The sequence below is a fragment of the Stenotrophomonas sp. 10L48 genome (genome assembly GCF_056395105.1).
On record NZ_JBFTIX010000003.1, the window covers coordinates 358,777 to 384,747 of the forward strand.

General features: G+C 65.7%; 28 protein-coding genes and 2 tRNA genes. 20 read left to right on the top strand and 10 right to left on the bottom strand.

The genetic code is table 11. From position 1 onward, the window contains the following. The first annotated feature begins 53 nt into the window (after positions 1 to 53). On the top strand, positions 54 to 986 hold the full coding sequence (gene yegS / locus AC1DCU_RS07095; RefSeq protein WP_059065388.1) for a lipid kinase YegS: 933 nt from the start codon (positions 54 to 56) through the stop codon (positions 984 to 986). Positions 987 to 994: 8 nt separating this feature from the next. On the opposite strand, the gene AC1DCU_RS07100 is transcribed toward yegS, so the two are convergent. Both AC1DCU_RS07100 and AC1DCU_RS07105 read right to left on the bottom strand, forming a co-directional pair. Next, positions 995 to 1,852 (bottom strand): ankyrin repeat domain-containing protein, encoded by an 858-nt coding sequence (locus tag AC1DCU_RS07100; protein WP_282279462.1) that lies wholly within the window; start codon positions 1,850 to 1,852, stop codon positions 995 to 997. 11 nt (positions 1,853 to 1,863) lie between these two features. Beyond that, positions 1,864 to 2,736 carry an ankyrin repeat domain-containing protein gene (locus AC1DCU_RS07105; protein ID WP_282279461.1) on the bottom strand — a complete coding sequence of 291 codons (873 nt, stop codon included), beginning with the start codon at positions 2,734 to 2,736 and terminating at the stop codon, positions 1,864 to 1,866. 103 nt (positions 2,737 to 2,839) lie between these two features. On the opposite strand from AC1DCU_RS07105, the gene AC1DCU_RS07110 reads away from it, so the two are divergent. The 7 genes from AC1DCU_RS07110 to AC1DCU_RS07140 all read left to right on the top strand — a co-directional run bounded on the left by AC1DCU_RS07110 (position 2,840) and on the right by AC1DCU_RS07140 (position 10,943). After that, entirely contained in the window at positions 2,840 to 5,221 is a 2,382-nt protein-coding gene (locus AC1DCU_RS07110) for a Tle-like phospholipase domain-containing protein (RefSeq protein ID WP_442251367.1), read from the top strand. A 176-nt stretch (positions 5,222 to 5,397) separates the two neighbouring features. Then, complete coding sequence (trpE, locus tag AC1DCU_RS07115; protein WP_282279459.1) at positions 5,398 to 6,873, top strand: anthranilate synthase component I; 1,476 nt, start codon at positions 5,398 to 5,400, stop codon at positions 6,871 to 6,873. Between the two features lie 67 nt (positions 6,874 to 6,940). Beyond that, positions 6,941 to 7,723: an SIMPL domain-containing protein gene (locus tag AC1DCU_RS07120; RefSeq protein WP_032976650.1), complete on the top strand. Its 783-nt coding sequence runs from the start codon at positions 6,941 to 6,943 to the stop codon at positions 7,721 to 7,723. A gap of 2 nt (positions 7,724 to 7,725) precedes the next feature. Then, entirely contained in the window at positions 7,726 to 8,313 is a 588-nt protein-coding gene (locus AC1DCU_RS07125; protein ID WP_025874614.1) for an anthranilate synthase component II, read from the top strand. A gap of 16 nt (positions 8,314 to 8,329) precedes the next feature. Further along, the gene (trpD, locus tag AC1DCU_RS07130) at positions 8,330 to 9,361 is read left to right on the top strand and encodes an anthranilate phosphoribosyltransferase (protein ID WP_025874615.1); all 1,032 of its coding nucleotides are present in this window, start codon (positions 8,330 to 8,332) and stop codon (positions 9,359 to 9,361) included. A 74-nt stretch (positions 9,362 to 9,435) separates the two neighbouring features. Then, complete coding sequence (gene trpC / locus AC1DCU_RS07135; protein ID WP_059065380.1) at positions 9,436 to 10,230, top strand: indole-3-glycerol phosphate synthase TrpC; 795 nt, start codon at positions 9,436 to 9,438, stop codon at positions 10,228 to 10,230. Next, positions 10,227 to 10,943 (top strand): haloacid dehalogenase-like hydrolase, encoded by a 717-nt coding sequence (locus tag AC1DCU_RS07140; protein WP_282279457.1) that lies wholly within the window; start codon positions 10,227 to 10,229, stop codon positions 10,941 to 10,943. The genes trpC and AC1DCU_RS07140 overlap by 4 nt, the downstream gene beginning before the upstream one ends. A gap of 60 nt (positions 10,944 to 11,003) precedes the next feature. Here AC1DCU_RS07140 and AC1DCU_RS07145 read toward each other — a convergent pair whose 3' ends face one another. Then, positions 11,004 to 11,765, bottom strand: a complete 762-nt coding sequence (locus AC1DCU_RS07145; protein WP_025874618.1) for a sulfite exporter TauE/SafE family protein — start codon at positions 11,763 to 11,765, stop codon at positions 11,004 to 11,006. Positions 11,766 to 11,902: 137 nt separating this feature from the next. Further along, a complete protein-coding gene (gene crp / locus AC1DCU_RS07150; RefSeq protein WP_025874619.1) occupies positions 11,903 to 12,592 on the bottom strand; it encodes a cAMP-activated global transcriptional regulator CRP in 690 nt (229 codons plus the stop codon). A gap of 150 nt (positions 12,593 to 12,742) precedes the next feature. Between crp and speD the strand changes: the two genes are divergently transcribed. Beyond that, positions 12,743 to 13,537 (top strand): adenosylmethionine decarboxylase, encoded by a 795-nt coding sequence (gene speD, locus AC1DCU_RS07155; RefSeq protein ID WP_025874620.1) that lies wholly within the window; start codon positions 12,743 to 12,745, stop codon positions 13,535 to 13,537. A 165-nt stretch (positions 13,538 to 13,702) separates the two neighbouring features. Then, a complete protein-coding gene (locus tag AC1DCU_RS07160; RefSeq protein WP_025874621.1) occupies positions 13,703 to 14,023 on the top strand; it encodes a DMT family transporter in 321 nt (106 codons plus the stop codon). A 93-nt stretch (positions 14,024 to 14,116) separates the two neighbouring features. Here the strand turns inward: AC1DCU_RS07160 and coq7 are convergent, their stop codons facing one another. Then, positions 14,117 to 14,761, bottom strand: a complete 645-nt coding sequence (gene coq7, locus AC1DCU_RS07165; protein ID WP_032976655.1) for a 2-polyprenyl-3-methyl-6-methoxy-1,4-benzoquinone monooxygenase — start codon at positions 14,759 to 14,761, stop codon at positions 14,117 to 14,119. A 196-nt stretch (positions 14,762 to 14,957) separates the two neighbouring features. On the opposite strand from coq7, the gene rplM reads away from it, so the two are divergent. Continuing rightward, positions 14,958 to 15,386, top strand: coding sequence for a 50S ribosomal protein L13 (gene rplM / locus AC1DCU_RS07170; protein ID WP_025874623.1), 429 nt, complete (start codon positions 14,958 to 14,960; stop codon positions 15,384 to 15,386). Between the two features lie 2 nt (positions 15,387 to 15,388). Continuing rightward, positions 15,389 to 15,781 carry a 30S ribosomal protein S9 gene (gene rpsI, locus AC1DCU_RS07175; RefSeq protein WP_005411311.1) on the top strand — a complete coding sequence of 131 codons (393 nt, stop codon included), beginning with the start codon at positions 15,389 to 15,391 and terminating at the stop codon, positions 15,779 to 15,781. Positions 15,782 to 16,064: 283 nt separating this feature from the next. Here the strand turns inward: rpsI and AC1DCU_RS07180 are convergent. Both AC1DCU_RS07180 and AC1DCU_RS07185 read right to left on the bottom strand, forming a co-directional pair. Further along, a tRNA-Gln gene (locus tag AC1DCU_RS07180) sits at positions 16,065 to 16,138 on the bottom strand. A gap of 52 nt (positions 16,139 to 16,190) precedes the next feature. Further along, positions 16,191 to 16,267: transfer RNA gene (locus tag AC1DCU_RS07185), tRNA-Met, on the bottom strand. A 121-nt stretch (positions 16,268 to 16,388) separates the two neighbouring features. Here AC1DCU_RS07185 and AC1DCU_RS07190 point away from each other — a divergent pair. The 4 genes from AC1DCU_RS07190 (at position 16,389) to bfr (ending at position 18,267) form a co-directional block, all read left to right on the top strand. Further along, positions 16,389 to 17,012: an RNA pyrophosphohydrolase gene (locus AC1DCU_RS07190; protein WP_025874624.1), complete on the top strand. Its 624-nt coding sequence runs from the start codon at positions 16,389 to 16,391 to the stop codon at positions 17,010 to 17,012. An 8-nt stretch (positions 17,013 to 17,020) separates the two neighbouring features. Further along, positions 17,021 to 17,311: a hypothetical protein gene (locus AC1DCU_RS07195; protein ID WP_312965556.1), complete on the top strand. Its 291-nt coding sequence runs from the start codon at positions 17,021 to 17,023 to the stop codon at positions 17,309 to 17,311. 135 nt (positions 17,312 to 17,446) lie between these two features. Beyond that, positions 17,447 to 17,656: a (2Fe-2S)-binding protein gene (locus AC1DCU_RS07200; RefSeq protein WP_032951724.1), complete on the top strand. Its 210-nt coding sequence runs from the start codon at positions 17,447 to 17,449 to the stop codon at positions 17,654 to 17,656. Between the two features lie 140 nt (positions 17,657 to 17,796). After that, positions 17,797 to 18,267, top strand: coding sequence for a bacterioferritin (gene bfr / locus AC1DCU_RS07205; protein WP_025874625.1), 471 nt, complete (start codon positions 17,797 to 17,799; stop codon positions 18,265 to 18,267). 1 nt (position 18,268) lies between these two features. On the opposite strand, the gene AC1DCU_RS07210 is transcribed toward bfr, so the two are convergent. Genes AC1DCU_RS07210 through AC1DCU_RS07220 form a run of 3 tightly spaced genes read right to left on the bottom strand, consistent with a single transcriptional unit; the run spans position 18,269 to position 23,031 of the window. Further along, positions 18,269 to 20,473 (bottom strand): ATP-binding protein, encoded by a 2,205-nt coding sequence (locus AC1DCU_RS07210; protein ID WP_312963951.1) that lies wholly within the window; start codon positions 20,471 to 20,473, stop codon positions 18,269 to 18,271. Then, entirely contained in the window at positions 20,474 to 22,369 is a 1,896-nt protein-coding gene (locus tag AC1DCU_RS07215) for an EAL domain-containing protein (protein ID WP_312963949.1), read from the bottom strand. A gap of 44 nt (positions 22,370 to 22,413) precedes the next feature. Next, positions 22,414 to 23,031, bottom strand: a complete 618-nt coding sequence (locus AC1DCU_RS07220; RefSeq protein WP_025874628.1) for a DUF4126 domain-containing protein — start codon at positions 23,029 to 23,031, stop codon at positions 22,414 to 22,416. 178 nt (positions 23,032 to 23,209) lie between these two features. On the opposite strand from AC1DCU_RS07220, the gene AC1DCU_RS07225 reads away from it, so the two are divergent. The 4 genes from AC1DCU_RS07225 (at position 23,210) to nudC (ending at position 25,920) form a co-directional block, all read left to right on the top strand. Continuing rightward, complete coding sequence (locus AC1DCU_RS07225) at positions 23,210 to 23,953, top strand: DUF6776 family protein (RefSeq protein WP_025874629.1); 744 nt, start codon at positions 23,210 to 23,212, stop codon at positions 23,951 to 23,953. A 4-nt stretch (positions 23,954 to 23,957) separates the two neighbouring features. After that, positions 23,958 to 24,422, top strand: coding sequence for a bactofilin family protein (locus tag AC1DCU_RS07230; protein ID WP_025874630.1), 465 nt, complete (start codon positions 23,958 to 23,960; stop codon positions 24,420 to 24,422). Between the two features lie 31 nt (positions 24,423 to 24,453). Next, entirely contained in the window at positions 24,454 to 24,846 is a 393-nt protein-coding gene (gene erpA / locus AC1DCU_RS07235; protein WP_025874631.1) for an iron-sulfur cluster insertion protein ErpA, read from the top strand. A 141-nt stretch (positions 24,847 to 24,987) separates the two neighbouring features. Beyond that, complete coding sequence (gene nudC, locus AC1DCU_RS07240) at positions 24,988 to 25,920, top strand: NAD(+) diphosphatase (protein WP_025874632.1); 933 nt, start codon at positions 24,988 to 24,990, stop codon at positions 25,918 to 25,920. Positions 25,921 to 25,971: the final 51 nt, after the last annotated feature.

The window sequence follows — 25,971 nt, forward strand, 5'->3', positions numbered from 1 at the left end:
TGGCCCCGAACGCGCGGTTGCTAGCCTGTGCCGCCCTTCCCTGGAAGCACCGCATGAGCACCCCCCGCTGGCGCCTGATCCTCAACGGCAAGTCCGCAGGCAACGATGACCTGCGCGAGGCCGTGGGCCACTGGCGCGAACGCGGCGTGCAGCTGGAAGTGCGGGTGACCTGGGAAGACGGTGATGCCGAGCGCTACGTCGCCGAGGCCATCGACCACGGCGTGGACGTGATCGTGGCGGCCGGCGGCGACGGCACGCTCAGCGCGGTCGCCGAGACGCTGGCGCATCGCGACGAGCCGGCTGAGGCGCTGCCTTCGCTCGCGCTGGTGCCGATGGGCACCGCCAACGATTTCGCCACCGCTGCCGGCATTCCGGTGGAGCCGCAGGAGGCCTTCGCACTGGTTGCCAGCGGCCACCCACGCCCCATGGACCTGCTGCGCGTCGATGCCGACGGCAAGCCATGGTGGTGCGCCAACCTCGCCAGCGGCGGCTTCGGCACCCAGGTCACGGTGGAAACCGATGCCGGCTTGAAGAAGATGCTCGGCGGCCTGGCCTATGTCATCACCGGTATCGCCAAGCTCGGCCGCATCGAACCCATCACCGCACGCCTGAGCGGGCCGGACTTCCAGTGGGAAGGTGGGTTCATCGCGCTGGGTATCGGCAACGGCCGTCAGGCCGGTGGCGGCCAGCAGCTGTGCCCCCAGGCACTGATCGATGACGGCCTGCTGGACGTCACCGTGGTGCCGGAACTGGAGGGTGAAGTCGCAGCCACCCTTGGACAGATGCTGACCGGCGGCAAGGAGGCGGCGCTTGAACGTGTCGCCACGCGCGCGCAGCTGCCGTGGCTGCAGATCGACGCACCGCAGCCGTTGACGTTGAACCTGGACGGCGAACCGGTGCAGGCACGCCGCTTCCGCATCGACTGCGTGGCGGGCAGGGTGCGGATGCATCTGCCGGATGACTGCGTGCTGCTTTCCGGCAGCTGAGACAGGAATCAGAGCAGCGGAATGTCTTCTTCCTTGCTCGGGAATTTGAAGGCCTCGCGCTTCCTGCGGATGTGTTCGGGCATCGGCGGGCGGGGGATGTTGCGCTCAGCCAGCCATTGCTGGCATTTCTTCTGCCACGGCAGGTTGTCCGGCGTGGTGATTTCCCAGTAGATGTCCTCGACCATCTTCTGCCGGCCAGGCTGGCTGGACCCTTCCGGCTTTGCAATCGCTGGATCAGCACCATGTTCCAGTAGCCAGTAAGCGTAGTCGAAGCCGCCTCGCGTCGTGTACCAGCTCAGGACCGTGTCATCGCCCAGGTCCAGGCTTGATTCATTGATGTTGGCCCCGTTCTCAATCAGTACCTGGATGTTCTTCCACTGATTTCCGCTGAGGAATGCCTGCAGCAGTAGAGTCTCGTTGGCTGAGTTGCGGGTGTTGGGGTCTCCGCCATGCTTCAGGAGCAGCTCCAGGAAGCGAGGGTCGTCCATCTTTGCCGCGTAGACCATCGCATTGTTGTAACCAAGCCTGCGCCCGTCCACCGTCTTGTATACGCGTGCATTCGGATCTGCGCCGTTGTCCAGAAGTGCACGTAGCCCATCAAGATTCTTCGCGCGAAGGGGCCACGCCACCAAGGGGATGCCAGCATCGCGAGCGAAGGCCTTGTCGGGATCGACGCCTTCGTCCTTTACCAAGCGCGTGATCGTGTCGGCATCCCCTTGCTCGCTGGCAACGGCCAGCTCAAGCGCCTTGCCCTTGAAGTAGCTGCTGGCACCATGCGTTGACTGTGGCGTGCAGCCCGGAATCAGAAACAGCGCTGCTGCCAGAAGGGCGGGATACGCAATGATGCGACGCAGGTGAACGTCCATGTCAGAGCTCCTTACAGCAGCGGAATGTCTTCTTCCTTGCTCGGGAATTTGAAGGCCTCGCGCTTCCTGCGGATGTGGTCGGGCATCGGCGGGCGGGGGATGTTGCGCTCAGCCAGCCATTGCTGGCATTTCTTCTGCCACGGCAGGTTGTCCGGCGTGGTGATTTCCCAGTAGATGTCTTCGACCATCAATTGCCGAGCAGATTTGCCCGAACTTTCCGATACGTGCTCGGGAATGGTGGGGTCTGCGCCGTGCTCCAGCAACCAGTAGGCGTAGTCGAATCCGCCTCTTCCTGTGTACCAGCTCAGAACAGTGTCGTCTCCCAGGCTTCTGCGGTTGGATCCATTCACGTCTGCGCCGTGATTGACCAAGGTCTGGACATTCTTCCACTGGTTCCCGCTGATGAAGGCTTGGAAGAGAAGCGTTTCATTGTTGACGTTTCGTGTGTTGGGATCTCCACCGTGCTTCAGCAGCAATTCCAGGAACCGAGGGTCGTCCATCTTTGCTGCGTAGACCATGGCGTTGTCGAACCTGATCAGTTCTCCGTGCATCTGTTTCGATTCACGCGCATTGGGGTCTGCTCCGACATCGAGCAGTGCTTTGAGTCCCTCGATGTTGCGGGTCCGCAGCGGCCATGCAATCAGAGGGATTCCATCCCGCGTTGAAAACGCTTTGTCCGGGTTGACGCCTTCTTCCTTTACGAGGTGGTGTATAGCATTGGCGTCGCCGTCTTCAGCAGCGATGGCGAGTCGTAACGCAGCACCCTCGAAATAGTTTTCGGCATCACGTGCAGACGTTCCAGAGCACCCCATCACAAGCAGAAGTGTGATCCATGCCACGCTTGCGAGGAATTTTGTCGTCATATTGTGAAGAATGACGGTCATGTTTTTCCTATCGATTCGCTGATGAGGTGACACTAGCAAAAGGTTCTGGTAATCCATAGGTGCTGCGAAACAGGCGGCACTTCAAAGTGCAATGGAGATTGCCATGAGTGGTTCGGAGAACGAGACGCGTGCGCGCGCAGTCAACGAGCAGAATCTTCTCGTACAGAAGTTGCGCGAAAGTGGGAATGAAGAAGAGGCCGAGCGCCTGCAGGAAACCTACCATGCGCGTGAAATGGCGGGACTGGCTGCTGATGTGTATAAGTCGGCGAAGCACGAGGGAGAGCCCCCGGTAGGATGGACGCGCGCAAGTAGTGATCCCGACACACTCCGTAAGGCCGGTATCAACATCTCGGACGCCGAACTCAAGGAAATGCTTCAGCCGAGGAGGTCCGGATTCCGTGCCGAAATCTACATCCCGGACAAGCGCGTCTTTGGCGAGGATGCGAAACCTGTCGTGGTCTACAAGGGATCTACGGGTGAGATTGTTGACCCTCTCGCGCCCGATGGAAAACGTGAATCCGGCGGCGAGGATTTCCTCAACAACGGCCAGCAGGGCATCGGCATGCGCAGCGATTACTACGATCGCGCGATGGAACTTGCCGTAGCCATGAACAGACGCCTGCCCGGTGGCTTCGAAATCGCCGGTCACTCCCTCGGTGGCGGCATGGCGTCCGCCGCCTCCGCAGTCACCGGCGCACGTGCCACTACGTTCAACGCCGCCGGCCTGCATCCGGCTACCCCGGCACGTTTCGCCAAGGACAACGGCCTGCCAACCTTCGATACGCAGCAGACCGTGCACACCTATCAGACCACCGGTGAAGTGCTGAACGATGTGCAGAACGGCATGCACCGCCTGAGCGAGCAGCAACGTCGTGGCTACGGCGTGCTTGCCAACGAGCTGGGCATGGTGCTGAAGGATCCGGCCATGCAGAAGGTCGTCGGTGAAAAGCTGCGCGAGATGCTGCCCCCGGGGGCGCAGACCTCCGCCGCACAGTTCATCGAACAACTGGCGAGCCAGCCGGGCCAGCAGGCGCTGCGCGATATTCCGCTCGCGGCAGGGCGCCTGGAATTGTTGCTTGAGCCCAAGACCCGCGATGCGCAAGGGGCGCTCGTCGATCGCCCGCACGTGGCGCCGCCCAGCCAGGTGGCGGAACTGGCGGGGCCGTTGTCCACTGTGCTGCACGCCACGGCCTACGGCATGCGTAGCGGTCGCCTGGCCGGCGAGCAGGTCGAGCGGGCGGGCGCTGCCACTGCCCAGGTGCTGGACAGAACGGGCGATGGCGTCGAGCGTGTGCTGAAGACCGAAGGCATGGTCATCGGCCAGGTAGTGAACATGGGCTCGGCCAGCCTGCAGTTGGGTACCCGGGCGACGAGCACGGTGGTTGCTTCGGGGCGCGAACTGACCGGAAGCATCGAATCCACCCTGCACCGCGTCGAATCGCAGACCCGCTCCCATGGTCTCTCCGCACTATCGTGGGTCGCTGGCCGGGTGGGCGCGGACAACGTCGCCGGCAGGCTTGCCAAGCAGGCCGAAGACGTCCGTGACCACGGCGAGCAACATGCGCAGCATGCGACGAAACAGGCCCTTGCCGATGCCGCAGGCACGCGCGCGGCGGGCGAGCGCGTGGCCGCCGCCATCAACCACGACGGCCAATGGGTCGCTGGCAAGCTGCAGAACGGGTTCGCGACCGCTGGCGCCCACGTTGACCGCGGCTATGACCTGGTGGCCTCCCATGTGAAGGGCATTACCGACAAGGCGCCGATCACCCTGTCCGCGGTAGGGGGTGCTGCGGTGGGCATCGGGGCTGCTGCTGCGACCCACTTGCCGACCGGCAACCTGGTGTTGGACGCAGCGAAGCTGCACAACCTCGACAAGTCCGAACGCGTCATCCGCGGAATGATGCCGGCCTTCAGTGAGGCGACCGCCCGCCATGGCATGGATCCGACGGTCATCCCCAGTCTGGACTCGGAACTGATCAAGCAGGAGGCCGCCGCCCGGAAACTGGTCGAGCGGCCCCCGCACGTCCAGGCTGCCGCCGAAAGCCGGCAGGCCAGCCGTGCCGCCGAACCCTCGGCGCAGGCGATCGGCATCGACCATCCCTCCCATGCCGGCAACCCCCTGTTTGTGGGAGCCCAGACCGGGGTCCACGCGCTGGACCGCGCCCACAACCGGGTGCCTGACCTGCAGAGCGACCAGCTCGCCGGCGCACTGGCCGTGCAGGCCAGGCGCGAGGGGCTGGAGTCCATTTGCCACGTGGTGCTCAGCGACGACCACAGCCGCGCCTTCGCGGTGGATACGCCCGACCTGAACGCCGCGCACCGTCGACATGCCCACGTCGAAGTGGCGGCGGGCATGGCCCAGCCGTTGAGCGCGAGCACCGCCCAGATGGACGCGATCAATGCCACTCGCGAGCAGGCGCAGGGGGTGTCGCTGGCCCAGCAGCAGGTGCACGAGACCCAGGAACAGGCACGGCGGATGGGCTAGGGCGGCGCAAACCGCCCGTCGCCAAAGGGTTTCCCTGCGGCCAAAGCTGCGATACAGTCATTGGGTGTCCAGCCTGACGACCCCGCATACCCTTTCTTCCGCACGCCGTTGGTGGCGATGGTGGCCTGTTGCCGTCGTCCGTCCCCATAACGCTGTGTCCCGGAAGGAAAGTCGTCTTGATCTCGCACGCTCAGTTTCAGCAGCAGGCCGCTGAAGGCCACACCCATATTCCCGTTGTCCGCGAAGTGCTGTCCGACCTGGACACGCCGCTTTCGGTCTATCTGAAGCTCGCCGACGGCCCCAATACCTACCTGTTTGAATCCGTCGAAGGCGGCGAGCGCTTTGGTCGTTACTCGATCATCGGCCTGCCGGCACGTCGCGTGTACGCCTTCCACGGCCACACCCTGACGGTGCGCGAGGACGGCCAAGTGGTGGAAACCCGCGAGGTGGCCGATCCGTTTGCCGAGGTCGAGGCGCTGCGCAGTGCTCACTCGGCGCCGAAGCTGGAAGGCCTGCCGGGCTTCACCGGTGGCCTGGTCGGCTGGTTCGGGTTCGAGTGCATCGGCTACATCGAGCCGCGCCTGGCATCGCCGGCCGGCCGCGACGAACTGGGCACTCCGGACATCCTGCTGCTGCACTCCGATGAGCTGGCGGTGTTCGACAACCTGAAGGGCCGGCTGTACCTGATCGTGCACGCCGACCCGCGCGTCGAAGGCGCCTTTGAACAGGCCCAAGCGCGCCTGGACGCATTGGCGGCCAGGCTGCGCGCGCCGGGTGCCGGCTATCCGGCACCACTCACCAGCGACGTGCTGGACGAGTCCGATTTCGTTTCAGGTTTCACCCGCGAAGGCTTCGTCGATGCGGTCCAGCGCAGCAAGGAGTACATCCGTGCCGGCGACATCTTCCAGGTGGTGCTCAGCCAGCGCCTGAGCGTGCCATTCAAGGCGCGCCCGGTGGATGTGTATCGCGCGCTGCGTGCACTGAATCCGTCGCCGTACATGTATTTCCTCGATGTCGGCGACCTGCAGGTGGTCGGCTCCTCGCCGGAAATCCTGGTGCGTCTGCAGGACGGTGAAGTGACCGTGCGCCCGATCGCCGGCACCCGCCCGCGCGGCGCCACGCCGGAACTGGACCAGGCGCTGGAAGTCGAGCTGCTGGCCGATCCGAAGGAACGCGCCGAGCACTTGATGCTGATCGACCTGGGCCGCAACGACGCCGGCCGCGTGTCCAAAGCCGGTACCGTGGAAGTGGGCGAGCAGTTCGTGATCGAACGCTACAGCCACGTCATGCACATCGTCAGCGAAGTGACCGGGCAGCTGCAGCCGGGCCTGAGCTACGCCGACGTGCTGCGCGCCACCTTCCCGGCCGGTACGGTCAGCGGCGCGCCGAAGATCCGCGCGCTGGAAGTGATCCGCGAACTGGAACCGATCAAGCGCAATGTCTACGCTGGCAGCATCGGTTACATCGGCTGGCACGGCGATGCCGATACCGCGATCGCGATCCGCACCGCCGTGATCAAGGACGGCCGCCTGTACGTGCAGGCCGGCGCCGGCATCGTCTACGACTCGGACCCGGACAAGGAATGGGACGAGACGATGAACAAGGGCCGCGCGCTGTTCCGTGCCGTCGCCCAGGCCGCCAAGGGCCTGTGAGTTTCCCCGTGCTGTGGCCTGCGCCGCAGCACCCCTCGCTGTTTCCGTTCAAGACAAGGAGTACCGCATGAAGCTGCTGAGCGCATTGCTGTGGTCGTCGCTGCTGGCCACGATGGCCCCGTCTGCCTGGGCGCAGGCCAACACCATTCCCTCGCAGCCGCACCTGCTGGTGAAGGGCGAGGGCGCGCGAACGGTGATGCCGGACCGGTTCACCGTCGAACTGCTGGTCAAGTCCACCGATCTTCAGCCGGATACAGCGCGCTCGCGCGTGCAGGGCAATGTCGATGCGGTGCTGGGTGCGTTCAAGCGCAACCATGCACTTCCGGCAAGCGTGGTGGCGGACAACCTGACCATCCAGCCGGACTACCGCTACAGCGTGCAGGGCAAGCAGGAATACTTGGGGACACGGGTGAGCCGGCGGCTGAAAGGCAGCTTCGGCACCACCGGCGACCTGCAGGCCTTCCTGCGCGCGGTCGATGCCAGCGATGACCTGCAGATCAGCAGCATGCGGCCTGGCTACTCGAAGGAAGCCGCACTGCGTGGCGAACTCAAGGCCGAAGCGGCAACGCAGACACGCGCCTCCGCCAAGCACCTTGCCACGGCCTATGGCGCGCGCATCACCGGCCTCTACAGCATCTCCGACGTGGCCCCGAACTTCGCCTACGGCGTGCAGGCAGGCAACTGGCCCCGCAGCGGCGATCTGGTGACGCCGCCTTCGCCGCCCTCGCCCGAGGCGCCGATGAACAGCATCGAGACCACGGGCTCGCGCCTGTCCGAATCCATCGAAGCCGGCCCCATCACCTACACCGAAAACGTGTACGCCATTTTCCTGATAAGCGACGGAACCTGACCATGTTGTGGATGATCGACAACTACGACAGCTTCACCTACAACCTCGTGCAGTACCTGCAGACGCTGGGTGCCGAAGTGAAGGTGGTGCGCAACGATGCGATGAGCGTGGACGAGATCGCCGCGCAGAAGCCCGAACGCATCGTCATTTCGCCCGGCCCGTGCACGCCCAACGAAGCGGGCGTGTCGCTGGAGCTGATCCGGCGCCTGGGCCCGACCACGCCGATCCTCGGCGTGTGCCTGGGCCACCAGGGCATCGGCCAGGTCTACGGCGGCACGGTCATCCGCGCCGGCAACATCATGCACGGCAAGACCTCGCCGATCCGCCATGAAGGCAAGGGCGTGTTCGCCGGCCTGCCGGACGGTTACCAGGCCACCCGCTACCACTCGCTGGTGGTGGACAAGAACAGCCTGCCCGACGCGCTGGAAGTGACCGCGTGGACCGAGAACGAGGATGGCTCGATCGAAGAGATCATGGGCCTGCGCCACCGCCAGTTCCCGGTGGAGGGCGTGCAGTTCCATCCCGAATCGATCCTCACCGAGCACGGTCACGCGCTGCTGCGCAATTTCCTGCAGCGCCCGGCTGCCTGATCCAAGGAGTATTCCGATGAGCTTCTCCCCCCAGGAAGCCCTGCAACGCACCATCGAACACCGCGAAATCTTCTTCGACGAAATGGTCGACCTGATGCGGCAGATCATGCGCGGCGACGTCTCGCCGATGATGACCGCCGCCATCCTCACCGGCCTGCGTGTGAAGAAGGAGACCATCGACGAGATCGCCGCCGCGGCGACGGTGATGCGCGAATTCGCGCTGGCCGTGCCGGTCGCCGATACCACCCACCTGGTCGACATCGTCGGCACCGGTGGCGATGGCTCGCATACGTTCAACATCTCAACCTGCGCGATGTTCGTTGCTGCAGCCGCCGGCGCGCGCGTAGCCAAGCATGGCAACCGCAGCGTGTCGTCCAAGTCCGGCAGCGCTGATGCGGTCGAGGCATTGGGCGCGGCGATCGAGCTGCAGCCGGCGCAGGTGGCGGCGGCCATCGAACAGACCGGCATCGGTTTCATGTTCGCGCCGATCCACCATCCGTCGATGAAGGTGGTGGCGCCGGTGCGTCGCGAGATGGGCGTGCGCACCATCTTCAACATCCTCGGGCCGCTGACCAACCCGGCCAGCGCACCGTCGGTGCTGATGGGCGTGTTCCATCCCGACCTGGTGGGCATCCAGGCGCGCGTGCTGCGCGAGCTGGGTACCGAGCGTGCGATGGTGGTCTGGGGCCGCGACAACATGGACGAGATCTCGCTGGGCGCCGGCACCCTGGTGGGTGAGCTGCGCGACGGCAAGGTGCGCGAGTACGAGATCCATCCGGAAGACTTCGGCATCGCCATGTCGGCCAGCCGCAACCTGCGCGTGGACGGCCCGGAGCAATCCATTGCCATGCTGCGCGCGGTGCTCGACAACGAGCCGGGTCCGGCGCTGGACATCGTCGCCCTGAATGCGGGCGCAGCGTTGTACGTGGCCGGCGTAGCCAGCGATATCGGCGACGGCCTGGCCCGCGCCCGCGCGGTCATCGCCGATGGCAGCGCCCGTGCCCGCCTGCAGCAGTATGTCGATACCACCCGCGCGCTGGTTGCCTGAGCGCGCGGTTCAGCCTGACCCACCCGATGGCCGATAATGGTCGTCCTCACCGCCCCAGCACCGACCCGACGACGATGAGCGATATCCTGCAGACGATCCTGGCCCGCAAGGCCGAAGAAGTAGCCCAGCGCCGCGCCCAGCGGCCGCTTGAGGAGCTGCAGGCCGCGCTGGCCGATGCGCCACCGGTGCGCGGTTTCGTGCGCGCGCTGCAGGCCGCGGTGGCCAATGGCGATCCGGCGGTGATTGCCGAAGTGAAGAAGGCCAGCCCGTCCAAGGGCGTGATCCGCCCCGACTTCCGCCCGGCCGACATCGCGGTCAGCTATGAGTTCGGCGGCGCCAGCTGCCTGTCGGTGCTGACCGACGTGGATTTCTTCCAGGGGGCCGACGTCTACCTGCAGCAGGCCCGCGATGCCTGCACGCTGCCGGTGCTGCGCAAGGACTTCGTGATCGACGCCTACCAGGTGGTCGAGGCGCGCGTGCTTGGCGCCGACTGCATCCTGCTGATCGTCGCTGCGCTGGACGATACGCAGCTGGCCACGCTGTCCGAACTGGCGATGTCGCTGGGCATGGACGTGCTGGTGGAAGTGCATGACATCGACGAACTGGAGCGTGCGCTGCAGGTGCCGGCGCCGATGATCGGCATCAACAACCGCAACCTGCGCACCTTCGAAGTGTCGCTGCAGACCACGCTGGACATGCGCCTGGCCGTGCCGCGCGATCGCCTGCTGGTCACCGAGAGTGGCATTCTTGGCCCGCAGGACGTGGCGCTGATGCGCGATGCCGGCATCCACTCGTTCCTGGTCGGCGAGGCCTTCATGCGCGTGGAAGAGCCGGGTGAGGGTCTGCGTCAGCTATTCTTCGCAGCATGAAAACGCACTATCCAACGCCGCGCGAGGATGCGCCGCTGGTGGTCTTCGACTTCGACCACACCCTGTATGACGGCGATTCGGGCACCCACCTGTTCGCCTCGCTGATCAAGCGCAACCCGCTGCGGATGCTGGCGGCGCTGCTGGTCACCCCGATCGCCGGGCCGATGGTGGCGATGCTGCCGACCCGCCGTGCCGGTATCTCGGTCTATGTCTGGATCGGCAGTTTCGGGCTGCACCGCGCGCGTGAGTTCAACAAGGTGATCGACGCCTACGTGCTGCGCAACGAGGCGCAGATGCGCGCCAAGCTGTTGCCACAGGCGCTGGAGGTGTTCGCCGCGCATCGTGCCAAGGGCGACCGCGTGGTGGTGGCCACCGGTGCGCCGCCGGAGTTGGCCCGTGCGATCCTGGCCTTTGTCGCTCACCAGGACGTGCCGGTGATCGGCACCGAAGTGGGGCCGCGTCTGGGCGGGGTAGGGCCGACCCGACACTGCCACAACGAAGAGAAGATGCGCATGCTGCGCGAGCGCGGCTACGGCGACATCGACATCGCCTATTCCGACAGTACCGCCGACCTTCCGCTGCTGCTGGCGGCGAAAGCGCCGGTGGTGGTCAACCCGAAGCCGGCCAAGGTGGAATTCTTCCGCCGCGTGCTGCCGGCCGGCACCCGCATCCTCAACTGGGGCTGCGTGGACCGCGGTGGCGAGAAGGCGTAATCGATCCCGCCTGCCCGCCGGGCAGGGACCCGGTAGYGCCGGGCCACGCCCGGCGGGCGGTCAGCGGCCCAGGTACCCGAACAGTGCATGGCCCACCTGGAACAGGCTGATGCCCAGCACCAGCACGCCCACTGCGACCAGCACCCAGCGCTCCTTCACCCGCTTCACCAGCACCGCCGCCACCGGCGCGGCCATCATGCCGCCGATCAACAGGCCGGCGACGATCTGCAGGTGCTGCACCCCCATCGACAGCAGGAACGTGGCCGAAATGGTCAGGGTGACCACGAACTCGGCCGCGTTGACGGTGCCGATGGTGGTCCTGGCCTGGCCACCGCGGGCGAGCAGGGTGGAGGTGGCCACCGGGCCCCAGCCGCCGCCGCCGCTGGCATCGAGCAGGCCAGCGAAGAATCCCAGCACCGGCACCCGGCGGATCTCGCCCTTGGGCATCCAGCGGCCGGCCGCGCGGGCCAGGATGATGATGGCTAGCACCAGCAGGTACAGGTAGATCAGCGGGCGGATCAGGTCGCCAGGGACCTGTGTCAGGACGTACGCGCCGAGTGCACCACCCAGTGCGCCGGGCAGGGCGAGGCGGAAGAACAGGCGTTTGTCGACATTTCCTGCTACCAGATGCGACACACCGGATGCGCCGGTGGTGAACACCTCAGCGGTATGGACGCTGGCGCTGACCTGTGCGGGAGGCAGCCCCATGCTGAGCAGCACCGATGAAGAAACCAGCCCGAATGCCATGCCCAGCGCACCATCGACCAGCTGTGCGCCAAGGCCGATGAGGATGAACCACCAGAATTCGCTGCTCAGTTCCATGGATCGAGCCTAGCGGAAGCGGGTGTGCGGGACATGCGATGGCACGTCGCACGTATGGCGACCCGCCGGGCATGGCCCGGCGCTCCCGGCGCAGATCCTGTGGTAGCGCCGGGCCATGCCCGGCGGACACCGGGTGGTCAACGGGTGCCGTACAGCACCACGGTCTTGCCGCGGGCGTGCAGCAGGCCGTCGGTCTGCAGCTTCTTCAGCACCCGGCCGGCCATTTCGCGCGAGCAGCCGACCAGGCGGGCCAGTTCCTGGCGTGAGACGCGCAGCTGGCTGCCCTGCGGATGGCTCATCGACTCCGGCTCCTGCGCCAGATCGTGCAGGGTGCGCACGATACGGTCGGTGACATCCAGGAACGCCAGGCGGCTGGCCTTGCGGCTGGTGTCCAGCAGGCGCTTGGAGATCTGCTGGCCCAGCGCGTACAGCAGGCGCGGGGCATCGGCCGACAGCGGGCCGAGGAACAGCTGATGCAGGCGCTCGTAGCTGATTTCAGCCAGCTCACAGGCGGTGCGGGTGCGCAGGATCACCTCGCGGCGGTCCGACTCCACGAACAGGCCCATCTCGCCGACGAACTCACCGGCGCCGAAATAGCCCAGCACCAGCTCGCGGTCCTCCTCCTCCTCGGCCATGATCGAAACCGAGCCGCTGATGACGTAATACAGGGTTCCCGCCGGGTCACCGGGTCGGAAGACGTCGGTACGGGTGGGATAGCGCCGCCGGTGGCTGTGTGCCAGGAAGCGGTCGATTGTTGCGATGTCCAAGGCCAATGGGCTGCTAGCTAGGCGCACGGTTGACACGATAGGGGCGCTCCCTCTGCGCATGAACGGATTCACGGGGTCGATAGCGGAGCTTAACCAGCGCAATTGTTAAGGGCAAACAGTGTGCCAGAACCTGAGCGTCTTCACGTTCCCCCTGGAGACACTTATGCCGCATAATTCCCCCTTTCCCTTCTTACACAGGAATCGACCGCCGTGGTCAAGCCGTTGCCTCGCCTGAGGTTGCAGGGTTTCAACAACCTCACCAAGGCGCTGAGCTTCAACATCTATGACGTGTGTTACGCGCGCACCGAAGAGGAGCGTCAGCGTTACATTGAATACATCGATGAAGAGTACAACGCCGACAGGCTTACTCAAATCTTGACCGATGTCGCTGAGATCATCGGCGCCAACATCCTCAACGTGGCGCGCCAGGATTACGATCCGCAGGGTGCCTCGGTGACGATCCTGATCTCCGAAGAGCCGGTGATCGACAAGAAGCAGGCCGGCAAGGAGTTGATTTCCGATGCCGTGGTCGCGCACATGGACAAGTCGCACATCACCGTGCACACCTATCCGGAAACGCACCCGCAGGAAGGCATTGCCACTTTCCGCGCCGATATCGACGTGGCTACCTGTGGCGTCATTTCGCCGTTGAAGGCACTGAACTACCTGATCGAGAGCCTGGAATCGGACATCGTGATCATGGACTACCGTGTCCGTGGCTTCACGCGTGATGTGAAGGGCAAGAAGCACTACATCGATCACAAGATCAACTCGATCCAGAACTTCCTGGCCAAGAACATCAAGTCGCGTTACGAGATGTTCGACGTCAATGTCTACCAGGAAAACATCTTCCACACGAAGATGCACCTGAAGGACTTCGACCTGGACCAGTACCTGTTCGAGGAAAAGGCCAAGAACATCTCGTTCAAGGAACGCATGAAGATCGAAGCGCTGCTGCGTCGTGAGATCGAAGAGCTGTTCCACGGCCGCAACCTGGCTGAGTGACCCATGTGCGATGCCGGTAGGCATCGCCACCCAGGCGGGACGCCCCGCCCCGTGGAGCCTGCGCTTGGCGCAATCTTCAGTTCCACGGCGATGTACCGACCTACGGCCCGGTGTGAAAACACCGGGCCGTTTCGTTTTTCCCAAAAAGGTAAGGAGCCCCCACCCATGCCCTGGATCTACCTGCTGCTGGCCGGTCTGTTCGAGATCGGATTCGCCCTTGGAATGAAGTACTCCGAAGGTTTCAGCAAACCCGTGCCGACCGCCCTGACGGTGGTGTCGGCGCTGATCAGCCTGTACTTGATGAGCCAGGCGATGAAGAACATTCCGGTCGGCACGGCCTATGCGATCTGGACCGGCATCGGCGCCATGGGCGTGACGGTGCTGGGCATCTACCTGTTCAACGACAGCGCCTCGCCGGCACGCCTGGCCTGCGTGGGCCTGATCGTGGCCGGCGTGATCGGCCTGAAGCTGGTGTCACCCAATTAATCCCGGTAGTGCCGGCCGCTGGCCGGCAACCTCATTACCTGCGGCGACCCATGCGGGGTTGCCGGCCAGCGGCCGGCACTACCCTCATGCGGGTTACAGCCGGTAGGCAATGGTCTTCATCACCCTGGAGGCCAGCGCCATCGCGCCCGGAATCGGGAACGGCAGGCGGCGCGCGCCGGCCTGCTCGGCATGTTCGGCATGCCGGGCCTCGTCTTCCTTCATCACCCGGATGACCGCGCGGCTGCGCAGGTCGCCGGCCGGCAGGTCGACCAGGTGTTCGTCCAGATGGGCTTCCACCTGGCGCTCGGTCTCGACCACGAAGCCCAGGTTCCAGCCGTCGCCGCGCAGCCCGGCCAGGGTGCCGATGGTGTAGCTGCCGGCGTACCAGAGCGGATTGAACAGGCTGGGGCGGCTGTCCAGCTCGCTCAGGCGGGTGGCGCACCAGGCCAGGTGATCGGTCTCTTCCTGGGCCGCTTCCAGCAGATGTTCGCGGGTCGCCGGGTCGCGTGCCACCGCGGCCTGGCCGAAGTACAGGCCCTGGGCGCAGACCTCACCGACATGGTTGATGCGCATCAGCCCGGCCGCGTGGCGACGCTGGGCGCTGTCCATGCCGGGCTCGCCGGTGTCCGTGGCCGGATAGGGGCGGCTGGCCGGCGGGTTGCCGAACACCGTGTCCAGGGCGCGCTGCGCCTCGGTCAGCAGGTGGTCCAGCGGGGTGGTCTGGCGAAGCACGGTCATGGCGGCACGGCGTGGAGCGGGGGAGGCCCGATTCTCGCCCGGCCCCGGTCCCCTGCCAACCCGGGGCAGGGGACCGGTTGCACCCGCCAGCCAAGGTGCGTACAATGCCGCCCCTTACGCTCCACCTTTCACAACGCGTGGCAGAGTTCCGGCGAGTCCTTCGCCGCAATGAGCCCGACCTAACCAAGAGTTCTTCATGAGCACTTTCACTGCCAAGAACGAGACCGTCCAGCGCGACTGGTACCTCGTCGACGCCGAGGGCAAGACCCTGGGCCGTCTCTGCACCGAGCTGGCCCGCCGTCTGCGTGGCAAGCACAAGCCGGTCTACACCCCGCACGTTGATACCGGCGACTACCTGGTCGTCATCAATGCAGAAAAGATTGTCGTCACCGGCAAGAAGCTGCAGGACAAGATGTATCACCGTTTCACCGGTTACATCGGCAACCTGAAGACCGAATCCCTCGCCCAGGCGCTTGAGCGCCACCCGGAGCGCGTGATCGAGACCGCCGTCAAGGGCATGCTGCCGAAGGGCACGCTGGGTCGCCAGATGTACCGCAAGCTCAAGGTCTACGCCGGCACTGAGCATCCGCACGCCGCACAGCAGCCGCAGGTTCTGGATATCTAATCATGGCTATCACTCAAAACTACGGCACTGGCCGCCGCAAGTCCTCCACCGCTCGCGTGTTCCTGCGCAAGGGTTCGGGCAACATCACCGTCAATGGCCGTCCGCTGGACGAGTTCTTCGGCCGTGAGACCGCTCGCATGATCGTGCGCCAGCCGCTCGAGCTGACCAAGAACACCGAGAGCTTCGACATCCTGGTCACCGCCGCTGGCGGCGGCACCACCGGCCAGGCCGGTGCGATCCGTCTGGGTATCGCCCGCGCTCTGGTCGAGTACGACGAGACCCTGAAGTCCGAGCTGCGCAAGGCTGGCTTCATGACCCGCGACGCCCGCGAAGTCGAACGTAAGAAGGTCGGTCTGCACAAGGCCCGCCGCGCCACCCAGTTCTCCAAGCGCTGATTTACCGCGCCTGGTTGGGCTCCTTCGGGAGCCCGCTGGATGGAAAAGCAAAAGCCCGGCTTCGGCCGGGCTTTTGTCGTTCTGGGGCTGCGCATTTCAAGGTTGCCGGCCAGCGGCCGGCACTACCCATGGTCCGTATGCCCGACCCCGGTCTCTGTCTGGAGGAGAGTCCCCTTGTTGTTCAAGGGGGGCGCGCCGACAGGCGCGGGGATAAGGTGGGATGCGTGACCAAATTAAAAAGAAAAAGGCCTGATCTTTCGATCAGGCCTTTTTCTTTTTAATTTGGCTGCCCCTGATGGATTCGAACCACCGATGCCTGAGTCAGAGTCAGGTGCCTTACCGCTTGGCTAAGGGGCAATGTAACGTGTAACTATTTTCTCACTTTTCACGTTGAAAAACAACTTCAACGTGGTGGCTATGGGTGGACTCGAACCACCGACCCCAGCATTATGAGTGCTGTGCTCTAACCGGCTGAGCTACATAGCCTTGGTGAGCCCGCTATTCTGCTGATGTGTACAAGGACTGTCAACACCTTTGTATCGTGCTTGTGGCCCGACAGACGGCATGGGATAGTCCCAACCAGTAGATTTTCTTAGGAGTCCGCATCGTGATCGATCCGGACGGCTATCGACCGAACGTCGGCATCGTGCTGATGCGGCAGGACGGGCAGGTGTTCTGGGCACGACGTGTGCGCCGGGATGGCTGGCAGTTCCCGCAGGGTGGCATGAACACCGACGAGACGCCTGTCGAGGCCATGTATCGTGAACTGCAGGAAGAGACCGGGCTGTTGCCGGAGCACGTTGAAGTGCTTGGGGCGACACCGGGCTGGCTGCGTTACAAGCTGCCGGCGCGTGCCATCCGCCGCAATGAACGCCAGGTCTGCATCGGCCAGAAGCAGGTCTGGTTCCTGCTGCGCCTGACCGGTGATGAAGCCCACGTCAGCCTGGACCATACCGACTCGCCCGAGTTCGATCATTGGCGCTGGGTCGACTTCTGGTATCCGGTGGAGCATGTGGTGGTGTTCAAGCGTGGCGTCTATGCGCGCGCCCTGCGACATCTGGCGCCGTTGGCCCAGGGGGTGGCGGGGCAGGGCATCAGTGCCATGCCCAAGAGCGCTGCCGAGGCCTGGATGCCAGGCCACGCGGCCGGCCACGACAGGCCCAGGAAGCGCACGCCCATGCGCGGCGGGTACTGGCCGCGGAAAGCAAAGGGTGAACCGGGAGCCGTTTGACGGGCAGGTTGCGCAAAGAGCGGGCCGAACGGTCGCAACGCACGTCTGCCGGGTATTTCCGGCAGCAACTGGCTGTCCGTCTGGCAAGCCTCTCCTGGCTGTTGTTGAGCGCGGTGGTCCTCGGCGACATCGCATGGATGCCGCTTGGGCTGGGCGTTTGCCTCGCCTTCGCGACCTGTGCGGGTGCGCTGTTCCTGGCGGACTACCTGCTGCGGGTGAGAGCGGCAGGTGGTGGTGTGCAGTGGCTGATCGTCTTCTTCAGTACACCGGTGCTGGCGCTTGGGCTGTTGTCCCTGTAGCCGCCTCGTACCGTGTGGATCCGACGGTACTCTGAACCGTATCGAGAATGGTTCAGGTCTCTGATTGACAACCATTCTCGTTTCCATTGGAATAGCGACCAGGCCGCTACTGGCCTGCTGCCCTGGTTCCCGCCCGTGTACGTCTGCATCTGCAACGGTGTTACTGACCACCAGATCCGCGAAGCCGCCAGCCATGGCGTCACGTCGGTGGCCGAGCTGACCATGCGCACCGGATGCGGCGCCACCTGCGGTTCCTGCCTGGACATGGCCGGCGAACTGCTGGCCAAGGCGCGTGCCACCCACGATCTGCCGTTGCCGGTGTTGGGCCTGGCGCAGGTCGCCTGAGTCGTTTCGCGGCGCGTTGACGCCACGCTCTCCTGGTCTTCATTGCTGGCCGCAGTGGCCAATGCGCACGATTCGCGTTCCTTCACGCGCGCGCGCAAGGCGCTACAGTGCCCGCGATTTCAGCGTGCAGGAGCATCCCCATGAAGGGCGACACCAAGGTCATCGAATTCCTCAACAAGGTCCTCTACAACGAGCTGACCGCGATCAACCAGTACTTCCTGCACGCCAAGATGCTCAAGAACTGGGGCATCAAGGAACTGGCCGAACACGAGTACAAGGAATCGATCGAGGAAATGAAGCATGCCGACATGCTTGCCGATCGCATCCTGTTCCTTGAAGGCCTGCCGAACTTCCAGGCGCTGGGCAAGCTGCGCATCGGTGAGAACCCGACCGAGATCCTGCAGTGCGATCTGTCGCTGGAACGCGATGGCGTAGTCACCCTGCGCGAGGCCGTGGCCTATGCCGATTCGGTCGGCGACTATGTCAGCCGCCAGCTGTTCGTGAAGATCCTCGACTCCGAGGAAGAGCACATCGACTGGCTGGAAACCCAGCTGGAGCTGATCGAGCGCATCGGTGAGCCGAAGTACCTGCTGAGCAAGCTCGAAGAGTGATTCAACGGGCCTGGCCGGCGAGGTAGCCGGTCAGCGCCACGCGCGCGCGGGCGAACTCCGCCACCAGCAGCGCCACTGCCACGGCAGGGCGCTGCAGGCTGCCACTGCGGGCTTCGAGTTCGATCCGCCGCGCCACCGCTGACAGCGACAGCGCGCCGACGTTGGCGCTGGAGGATTTCAGGCTGTGCGACAGCGCCTGCAGGCGTTCGATGTCGTTGCCCTGCGCCGCCTGCTGCAGCTGCTGCACCAGCTGCGGTGCATCTTCCAGGAACACCGTTACGATCTGCGCGGCGGCATCGCCGATCACCGCCTGCAGTTCATCCAGCACACTGCGATCAAGCACCGGCTGTGGAATCGGGATCGCGCGCGTTCGTTCATCGTCCAGGCTTTCGCCGTCGGGCACGCTCGGGGTTGCGGCAGGTTGCACGGGTTCCGGCAGCGGTGCATGTCCGCGATCCACGGAAACCCGGCCCCAGCGCTGCAGCAGCGCATGCAGCGCTTCACGCGTGATCGGCTTGGAAAGATAGTCGTCCATGCCCGCCTGCAGGCAGCGTTCGCGATCACCGGCCATGGCGTTGGCGGTCATCGCGATGATCGGCAACCGCGTGCGCCCGGCTTCGGCTTCCTCCCTGCGCCAGCGCTGTGTCGCGCTGTAGCCGTCGAGCACCGGCATCTGGCAATCCATCAGCACCACGTCGATTCCACCTGCGCGCAGCAGTGCGAGGGCCTGCTCGCCGTCGGCGGCATTGCGCACCCGGCACTGGAAGACCCGCAGCAGGTGCTCGGCCACCATCCGGTTGACCGTGTTGTCTTCGACCAGCAGCACATGCAGATCCAGCGGTGGCAGCGCGGCGGCCGGCCTGGCGTCTTCGGCGTTGGCCAGCAGGGCTGCGGGTCGCGCGGTAGCGGTTGGCTGCGCCAGCAGCGCGTGCAGGTCGGCATCGTTGAATGTGCTGTGCAGCTGCTGCTGGCGCGGCCGTGCTGCAACCGGATCATCCTGCAGCCACAGCACCTGCAGTGCGTCGTCGGCACCGCGCTCGGCCAAGGCGCGCTGCAGGGCCACCTCGCCATTGCGGCGGTGGCGCGCGTCGACCAGCAACCATGCCGGTGTGCTCTGGCCCGGGCGTGGTGCTGCGCGCAGGCGTTCCATTGCCTCATCAATGCTGGCCAGCGGCTGCACCTGCAGGCCGTGGTGCGCGGCGATGCGTTCGACGCGTGGCTGCAGCTGTGCATCGGCGGTGTACAGCAGCAGCGCTGCCGGCGAGCGGGCCAGCGCCGGCAGGTCGCCGGGAACCTTCAGCAGCGGTATTTCAAACCAGAAGGTTGCGCCCTGGCCTGGGGTGGAGTGCACGCCGATATCGCCATGCATCAGGTCGGTGATGCGCTTGCAGATGGCCAGGCCCAGGCCGGTGCCACCGTAGATGCGGGTGGTGGACGCGTCGGCCTGGCTGAAGGACTGGAACAGCCGCGCCTGCAGGGCCTCATCGATGCCGATGCCGGTGTCGACCACTTCGAAACGCAGCTGGTGCTGGGCGGGGCCTTCGCCCAGCCGCTGCACGCGCAACTGCACCTGGCCGCGTGCGGTGAACTTGATGGCATTGGCCAGCAGGTTGCCCAGGACCTGGCGCAGGCGCACCGGGTCGCCGCGTACCGGCAGGCGCACGGCCGGATCCAGTTGCAGGCTCAACGTCAGGCCCTTGGCCTCGGCGGCGCGCTGCAGCAGCTGCACCACGCCATCGAGCAGTTCGCGCAGGTTGAAGCTGGTGATCTCCAGCTCCAGCGCCTGGGCTTCCAGGCGCGAGTAATCGAGGATGTCATCGACGATGCGCAGCAGCTGCTGCGAGCTGGCCGAGGCGGTGGCCAGCATCTGCCGCTGGTCTTCGCCGAGCGGGCCGCGGGCAATCAGCTCCAGCATGGGCAGGATGCCGTTGAGCGGCGTGCGGATTTCATGGCTCATGGTGGCCAGGAATTCGCCCTTGGCCAGCACGGCTGCTTCTGCAGCCTGCTTGGCCTGCAGCAGCTGATGTTCCAGCTGGCCCTGGCGCTCGGTGGTGCGCCGCAGCTGGTCGCGTTCACTGGTCAGGGTGATGCGTTCGCGCTGCAGTGCCGCCAGCGCGCGATTGCGCGAACGCAATCGCAGGCCCAGTACCAGCAGGGCGACGATGGCCAGCGCCAGCACCGCCAACAGCGCGACCGTCGGTGACACTCAGAGCACCGCGTTGTGGAAGTCGAAGTTCAGGTCGCTGCCGGCCGACTGCACCATGTTGCCCTGGATGTAATCGACACCGCCGACCCACATCGCGGCCGCTGCCTGCGGGTCCTCGATCTGCTGGCCGATGATCTGCAGGCCGGCTGCATGCGCCTGCTCGATCGATCGGCGCAGTTCTTCGCGCGTATCGGGGTTGGAGTGGCTGCTGGAAAAGCGTGCGGCCATGCGCACGAACGACAGTGGCAGCTGGGTGAGCAGCGCCAGGGCTTCGCTGCCCGGTTCGAACTGGCTCAGGCAGAAGCGCACGCCGACGCTGGCCATGCGCTGGCAGAACTGCTGCAACGGCACGGTGTGGATCAGTGCATCGGGCAGGCGCACGTCGATCACCAGCGCGCTGCCGGGCAGGCGGCGTTGCTGCAGTGACTCCAGCAGCCAGTCGGCGAAGGCATCGCGCTGCAGGGTACGCAGCGACTGCGAGACGAACAGGTTCAGCGGCTGGGTGGCGTGGCGATACAGGTCGAGCAGGCCCATCGCATGCTCCAGCACCTGCTGGTCGAGGTCGGCGATGCGGCCGGCCGCCTCGGCTGCCGGAATCACCTGGCCGGCGGTCAGCACGCTGCCATCGGTCCGGCGCAGGCGCAGCAGCAACTGGTACTGCGCGCTGCTGCCGCCGGCGACGGCGACGATCGGCTGGTAAGCGAGCTCGAGCTGGCCTTCCAGCAACGCCAGGTGCTCCTGCTCGGTCGTGACCTGGCGATGCACGTGGCCGGCAACGCCGGCGCTGAGCAGGCGTGCCTGCAGGGTGGTACGTTCGACTGCTTCCAGGGCGCTGCTGGCATCGTCGAAACCCGGCGACAGCGGCGCGTAGCCGACCACGCCACGCAGGTGTACCGACTCGTCGTCGCGTATCACGAAGGCGCGCGCGGACAGCTGCTCACGCAGGGTGCCGGCGATCGCTTCCAGGCTGTCCTCATCGGCGTTGCGCGCCAGCAGCAGGAAGCTGTTGTCGTTCAGGCGCGCCAGCAGGTGCGGATGGCCAGCCTCGGCAAGGCGTTGCCCGGCCTGCACCATCAGCCGCTCGAAGGCCGCATAGCCATAGCGCTCGCGCAGGCCCAGCGCGCTGGAGATTTCCACGAAGAACACGCCACCGCGGTCGTGCTGGGCCAGCGTCGCGTTGAGTTGCTGCAGCACGTGGTGGCGCGTGGGCAGCCCGGTTTCCGGGTTGCTGGTGGCCGGTGCACCGTTGGCACCGGGCAGGGTCGCTGCCTGCGCGCGTGCGCGGCGGATACGGTTGGCCACCGCGGCAATCAGGTGGCGCGGCCGGATCGGCTTGCTCAGGTAATCGTCGGCACCGCAGTCGAGCACTTCGAACTGGCGCTCCGGATCCGGGTCGCCGCTGAGGAAGACGATTGGCAGCAGCTGCATGCCGGGCTGCTGGCGGATCATCGCGGTCAGCCGCATGCCATCCAGCCCGGGCAGGTGCAGATCCATCAGGATCAGGTCAGGGCGTTGCTCGCGGATGGCCTGCTGCACGCCATCGGCATCGCCGAGCACGATTGCCTGCATGCCGGCGCCATGCAGCACGCTCTGTGCGAACAGCGCCTGGGCACGATCGTCTTCGACGATCAGCACGCGGTAGGGCGAGTCGGCATCGACAGGCGGGATGTCACTGTTGCCCGCCTCGGGCAGTGCGGCGGTGGAGGGCAGGGGCGGCGGAGCCGCCAGTCGCGCGCCGTCGCCGGGCACCGACAGGGCGGGTGCCTCTGACACCGCCAGTACTGCTTCGGCAGGCGTTGCCGCAGCCGAGGGGGCGGCCCAACGTTGCCAATGATCGGCCGGAGGGGTTTCAGCGCGTCCCGGGCGGGGGCCCGCGACGGATTCGTTTGCGGCCATCGATGCTCCTGGTGTTCGCGGCCATTATGCGACAAGCCAGCCGATCAGCCGGTACGCGGTTGCCGTTGTCCGTCGTCGCTGCCGCCACGTGCCAACCAGCGCACGCTTTTCCACAGGGTGCGCCAGACCAGCCAGACCAGCAATGCGCCGGCCAGGCTGCAGGCCAGCACCACCACCAGCGCGATCCATGGATGCGCCAGCGCGAGCGCCAAGCCGCCGATCACCACGGTATCTTCGGCCGCAGAGGCGACCCAGTTGCTGGCCGGTTCCGGTGAGGTGTTGAGCAGGGCGCGGGTGCCGGCCTTCAGGCCATGGCTGGCCAGCGCAACGCCCGCGCCGGCGACCAGTGCACCGGTGCCCAGGTCGCCATCGGGCGACAGTGTCGCTGCCGCGAGGAAAGCGCCGGCGGGCACGCGCGCCAGGGTCTGCACCAGGTCCCAGGCTGAATCCACGCCGGGAATCTTGTCGGCGAAGAATTCGGCAATGGCCAGCGCCGCCGACGTGCCGAGCACCCACCACGACTCGGTGGCCTGCAGCGCCGGTGGCAGGTCGACCCAGCCGAGCAGGCCGGCGATGCCGACGCCGAATACGGTGAGGTAAACGCGGATGCCGGCCAGCCAGGCCAGCAGGATGCCGATCACGAACAGGTGGGCTTCGGTCATGGCGGGCTCCGGCGGCGGAACTGTGCGGGGTGCCACACTATCGACCATGGAGTGGCTGAATGCCACCGCCTGGTACCGGCCGGCACCGGGGAAACCTGCCGTTCCTGTCATACACTAGCCCGTCGTTTGCCCCAGGGGCCGTACTGGCGGCGCTTCGGCGCTGCCACGGAGACTACCCATGAACAACCGCCCTCCCATGCGCGTGCAGGTCCGCCTTCCCGGTGCCGCGCAACCACCCGCCGACCGCCGTCGCCTGCTGGTGATCGCCGGCATCTGGCTGCTCAGCCTGGTGCTTGCGGTGCTGGGTGGCTGCTGGCTGGGCACGCCGCGCGGTGAACAGGGCCAGCGCGTGCAGGCTGCCGAGAAGCGCGCCGATACGCTGCAGACGCAGCTGACCGAACTGCGCCAGAAGCAGGCCACGCTGGAAGCGTCGGACCGCATCAGCCGCGCCGCCAACAACGAAGTGCAGTCCTCGTTGGCCGAGCGCGATGAAGAGATCGCCGGCCTGCGCGCTGACGTCGCCTTCTACGAACGCCTGGTGGGCTCGACCAGCCAGCGCAAGGGCCTGAACACCCATTCGATTGAATTCAGCCCGGAATCGGCCGGCACCTGGCAGTACAGCGTGGTGCTGACGCAGAACCTCAACCGCGGAGCGATCAGCCAAGGGCAGATGCGTTTCACGGTGGAAGGCGTGAAGAACGGCAAGCTGGCCACCATCAGCTGGGACGAGCTGCACCAGCGCAGCAAGGTGCCGGGACAGGATTACTCGTTCCGGTACTTCCAGCAGCTCACCGGCAGCGTGATGCTGCCGGCTGACTTCACCCCGCAACGGGTGAAGGTGACATTGGGGAGTGGTGCGGGGGGCACCACGCAGGTATTCGACTGGAAACAGGCCGGCGCACCGGCCAGCAAAGGGGAGTAGGCAGATGTTCGGAAGCAGCAAATCCAGCCGTGATGGCCAACTGGTGGTGGATGCCCTGATCGGCAACCAGGTGGTGATCCGTGGCGATGTGGAATTCAGTGGTGGCCTGTACGTGGAAGGTCGCATCCACGGCAAGGTGATTGCCCAGGAGGGCGCCAGCGCGGCGACCCTGACCCTCGCCGAGCATGGCGTGATCGAAGGCGAGATCCGCGCCCAAGTGGTGGTCATCAGTGGCCGCCTGGACGGCGATGTCCATGCCACCGAGAAGGTCGAACTGACCCCGAGTGCGCGGGTCAACGGCAATGTTCACTACCAAGTGGTGGAAATGAATGCGGGTGCCCAGCTGAACGGCCGGCTGATCCATGCCAGCGCCCCGATGCAGGCCCTGCCGGCGCCGGAAGGCGAAGCGTCCGCTGACGGCAAGGGCGACACCGCCGCCCGCCGCAAGCTGGCCGAGGCGATGGCTTGAAAGCCAGCGCCGGCGCCCCCATGCTGAGCCCATGAACACGCTCGTCTCCCTCCCCGGCGCCACGCCGGCCGCCGCGCCCGACTACCAGTCGCTGGATCGGCCGCTGAACTTCACCGAGGCCGCTGCGGCCAAGGTCAAGGAACTGATCCAGGACGAGGGCAACCCCGACCTGTCATTGCGTGTGTACATCGAGGGTGGCGGCTGTTCGGGCTTCCAGTACGGGTTCGAGTTCGACGAGAACCGTGCCGGCGATGACCTGGCGGTGCAGACCAGCGGGGTCACCCTGCTGGTCGATCCGCTCAGCCTGCAGTACCTGATGGGTGCCGAAGTGGATTACACCGAGAGCCTGACCGGTGCGCAGTTCGTGATCCGCAATCCGAACGCCAAGACCACCTGCGGCTGCGGCAGCAGTTTCAGCATGTAATTGCAGGGCGTGGGGCATGCACCCCGCGCGCTGCCTTCGCTGGATCCACGCCATGCGTGGATGACCGTTACTGCAACCACAGGCGGGTTTCTGCACAGTCTGCGGCTTGCCACCTGCCGTGATTGGCGGCAGGCTAGCTGGATGCTCAATTCTCCTTCGCCGCTTTCCGGTTTTGCCTTCGTGGGTGAACCGTTGGAGCGCGCCGATGCCATGCGCGAAGATGCCGATGCTCTGGCGCGCCTGTGGCCCGATGCGCGCATTCTTGTCCTGGACCAGGACGGCACCGCCTTCACCGGTGATGACGACCAGCCGCTGGCGTTGACCGGCGCCGATGTCGGTGGCGGGCCGGGTGTCGCGATTTTCCTCGGCCTGCGTGGCGAGCAGGCGTGGTTCTCGGTGGAAGCGGCCAGCGTGACGGTCACCGCGCCACGCCGGCTCGATCTGCGCCAGGCCGCGCTGCTATGGACCGTGGCCGATGCGACCGCCTTCAGCTACGCCCGTGGCATGTCCTACTGGCAATCGCGTACCCGCTTCTGCGGTGTCTGCGGCAGCGCCGTGACGTTCGCCCGGGGGGGCTTCGTCGGCCGCTGCCCGCAGTGCGCGACCGAACACTATCCGCGCGTCGACCCGGCCGTGATCGTCGCGGTTGAAAACCAGGGCCGGCTGTTGCTGGGCCGCCAGTCCAACTGGGCGCCGCGCCGCTATTCGGTGCTGGCCGGCTTTGTCGAGCCGGGCGAGACCTTCGAGCAGACCGTAGCGCGCGAAGTGCACGAAGAGAGCAAGGTGCGGGTGACCGCCTGCCAGTACCTGGGCTCGCAGCCCTGGCCGTTCCCCGGCGCATTGATGGTCGGATTCCGTGCGCAGGCACACGACGACGTGCCGACCGTGGATGGCGAACTGGAAGACGCGCGCTGGTTCAGCGCCGAGGAAGTTGGCGCGGCCCTCGCGCGTGACGTCGAGGACGATGGAGAAGGCATCCGTCTGTCACCGCCGATTTCCATTTCGCGGGGCCTGATCGAGCATTGGTACCGCCAGCAACCGGCATCCGGCGGTGCCAGCATTGCCGCCACCTGAACACGCTGCCGGTTACAGTACGGTTCACCGCTGACGGCGACGCTGCGACAG

Bases quoted from the DNA above. Each gene is read 5' to 3' on its own strand.
- coq7 (WP_032976655.1), bottom strand. From the start codon at position 14,761: ATGACCGTGCTTCGCCAGACCACCCCGCTGGACCACCTGCTGACCGAG.
- AC1DCU_RS07215 (WP_312963949.1), bottom strand. From the start codon at position 22,369: ATGGCCGCAAACGAATCCGTCGCGGGCCCCCGCCCGGGACGCGCTGAA.
- nudC (WP_025874632.1), top strand. From the start codon at position 24,988: ATGCTCAATTCTCCTTCGCCGCTTTCCGGTTTTGCCTTCGTGGGTGAA.
- AC1DCU_RS07220 (WP_025874628.1), bottom strand. From the start codon at position 23,031: ATGACCGAAGCCCACCTGTTCGTGATCGGCATCCTGCTGGCCTGGCTG.
- AC1DCU_RS07230 (WP_025874630.1), top strand. From the start codon at position 23,958: ATGTTCGGAAGCAGCAAATCCAGCCGTGATGGCCAACTGGTGGTGGAT.
- crp (WP_025874619.1), bottom strand. From the start codon at position 12,592: ATGCGCAGAGGGAGCGCCCCTATCGTGTCAACCGTGCGCCTAGCTAGC.
- AC1DCU_RS07110 (WP_442251367.1), top strand. From the start codon at position 2,840: ATGAGTGGTTCGGAGAACGAGACGCGTGCGCGCGCAGTCAACGAGCAG.
- AC1DCU_RS07145 (WP_025874618.1), bottom strand. From the start codon at position 11,765: ATGGAACTGAGCAGCGAATTCTGGTGGTTCATCCTCATCGGCCTTGGC.
- trpD (WP_025874615.1), top strand. From the start codon at position 8,330: ATGAGCTTCTCCCCCCAGGAAGCCCTGCAACGCACCATCGAACACCGC.
- rpsI (WP_005411311.1), top strand. From the start codon at position 15,389: ATGGCTATCACTCAAAACTACGGCACTGGCCGCCGCAAGTCCTCCACC.
- AC1DCU_RS07100 (WP_282279462.1), bottom strand. From the start codon at position 1,852: ATGGACGTTCACCTGCGTCGCATCATTGCGTATCCCGCCCTTCTGGCA.
- erpA (WP_025874631.1), top strand. From the start codon at position 24,454: ATGAACACGCTCGTCTCCCTCCCCGGCGCCACGCCGGCCGCCGCGCCC.
- AC1DCU_RS07125 (WP_025874614.1), top strand. From the start codon at position 7,726: ATGTTGTGGATGATCGACAACTACGACAGCTTCACCTACAACCTCGTG.
- AC1DCU_RS07160 (WP_025874621.1), top strand. From the start codon at position 13,703: ATGCCCTGGATCTACCTGCTGCTGGCCGGTCTGTTCGAGATCGGATTC.
- AC1DCU_RS07225 (WP_025874629.1), top strand. From the start codon at position 23,210: ATGAACAACCGCCCTCCCATGCGCGTGCAGGTCCGCCTTCCCGGTGCC.
- AC1DCU_RS07120 (WP_032976650.1), top strand. From the start codon at position 6,941: ATGAAGCTGCTGAGCGCATTGCTGTGGTCGTCGCTGCTGGCCACGATG.
- AC1DCU_RS07105 (WP_282279461.1), bottom strand. From the start codon at position 2,736: ATGACCGTCATTCTTCACAATATGACGACAAAATTCCTCGCAAGCGTG.
- rplM (WP_025874623.1), top strand. From the start codon at position 14,958: ATGAGCACTTTCACTGCCAAGAACGAGACCGTCCAGCGCGACTGGTAC.
- bfr (WP_025874625.1), top strand. From the start codon at position 17,797: ATGAAGGGCGACACCAAGGTCATCGAATTCCTCAACAAGGTCCTCTAC.
- trpC (WP_059065380.1), top strand. From the start codon at position 9,436: ATGAGCGATATCCTGCAGACGATCCTGGCCCGCAAGGCCGAAGAAGTA.
- yegS (WP_059065388.1), top strand. From the start codon at position 54: ATGAGCACCCCCCGCTGGCGCCTGATCCTCAACGGCAAGTCCGCAGGC.
- AC1DCU_RS07140 (WP_282279457.1), top strand. From the start codon at position 10,227: ATGAAAACGCACTATCCAACGCCGCGCGAGGATGCGCCGCTGGTGGTC.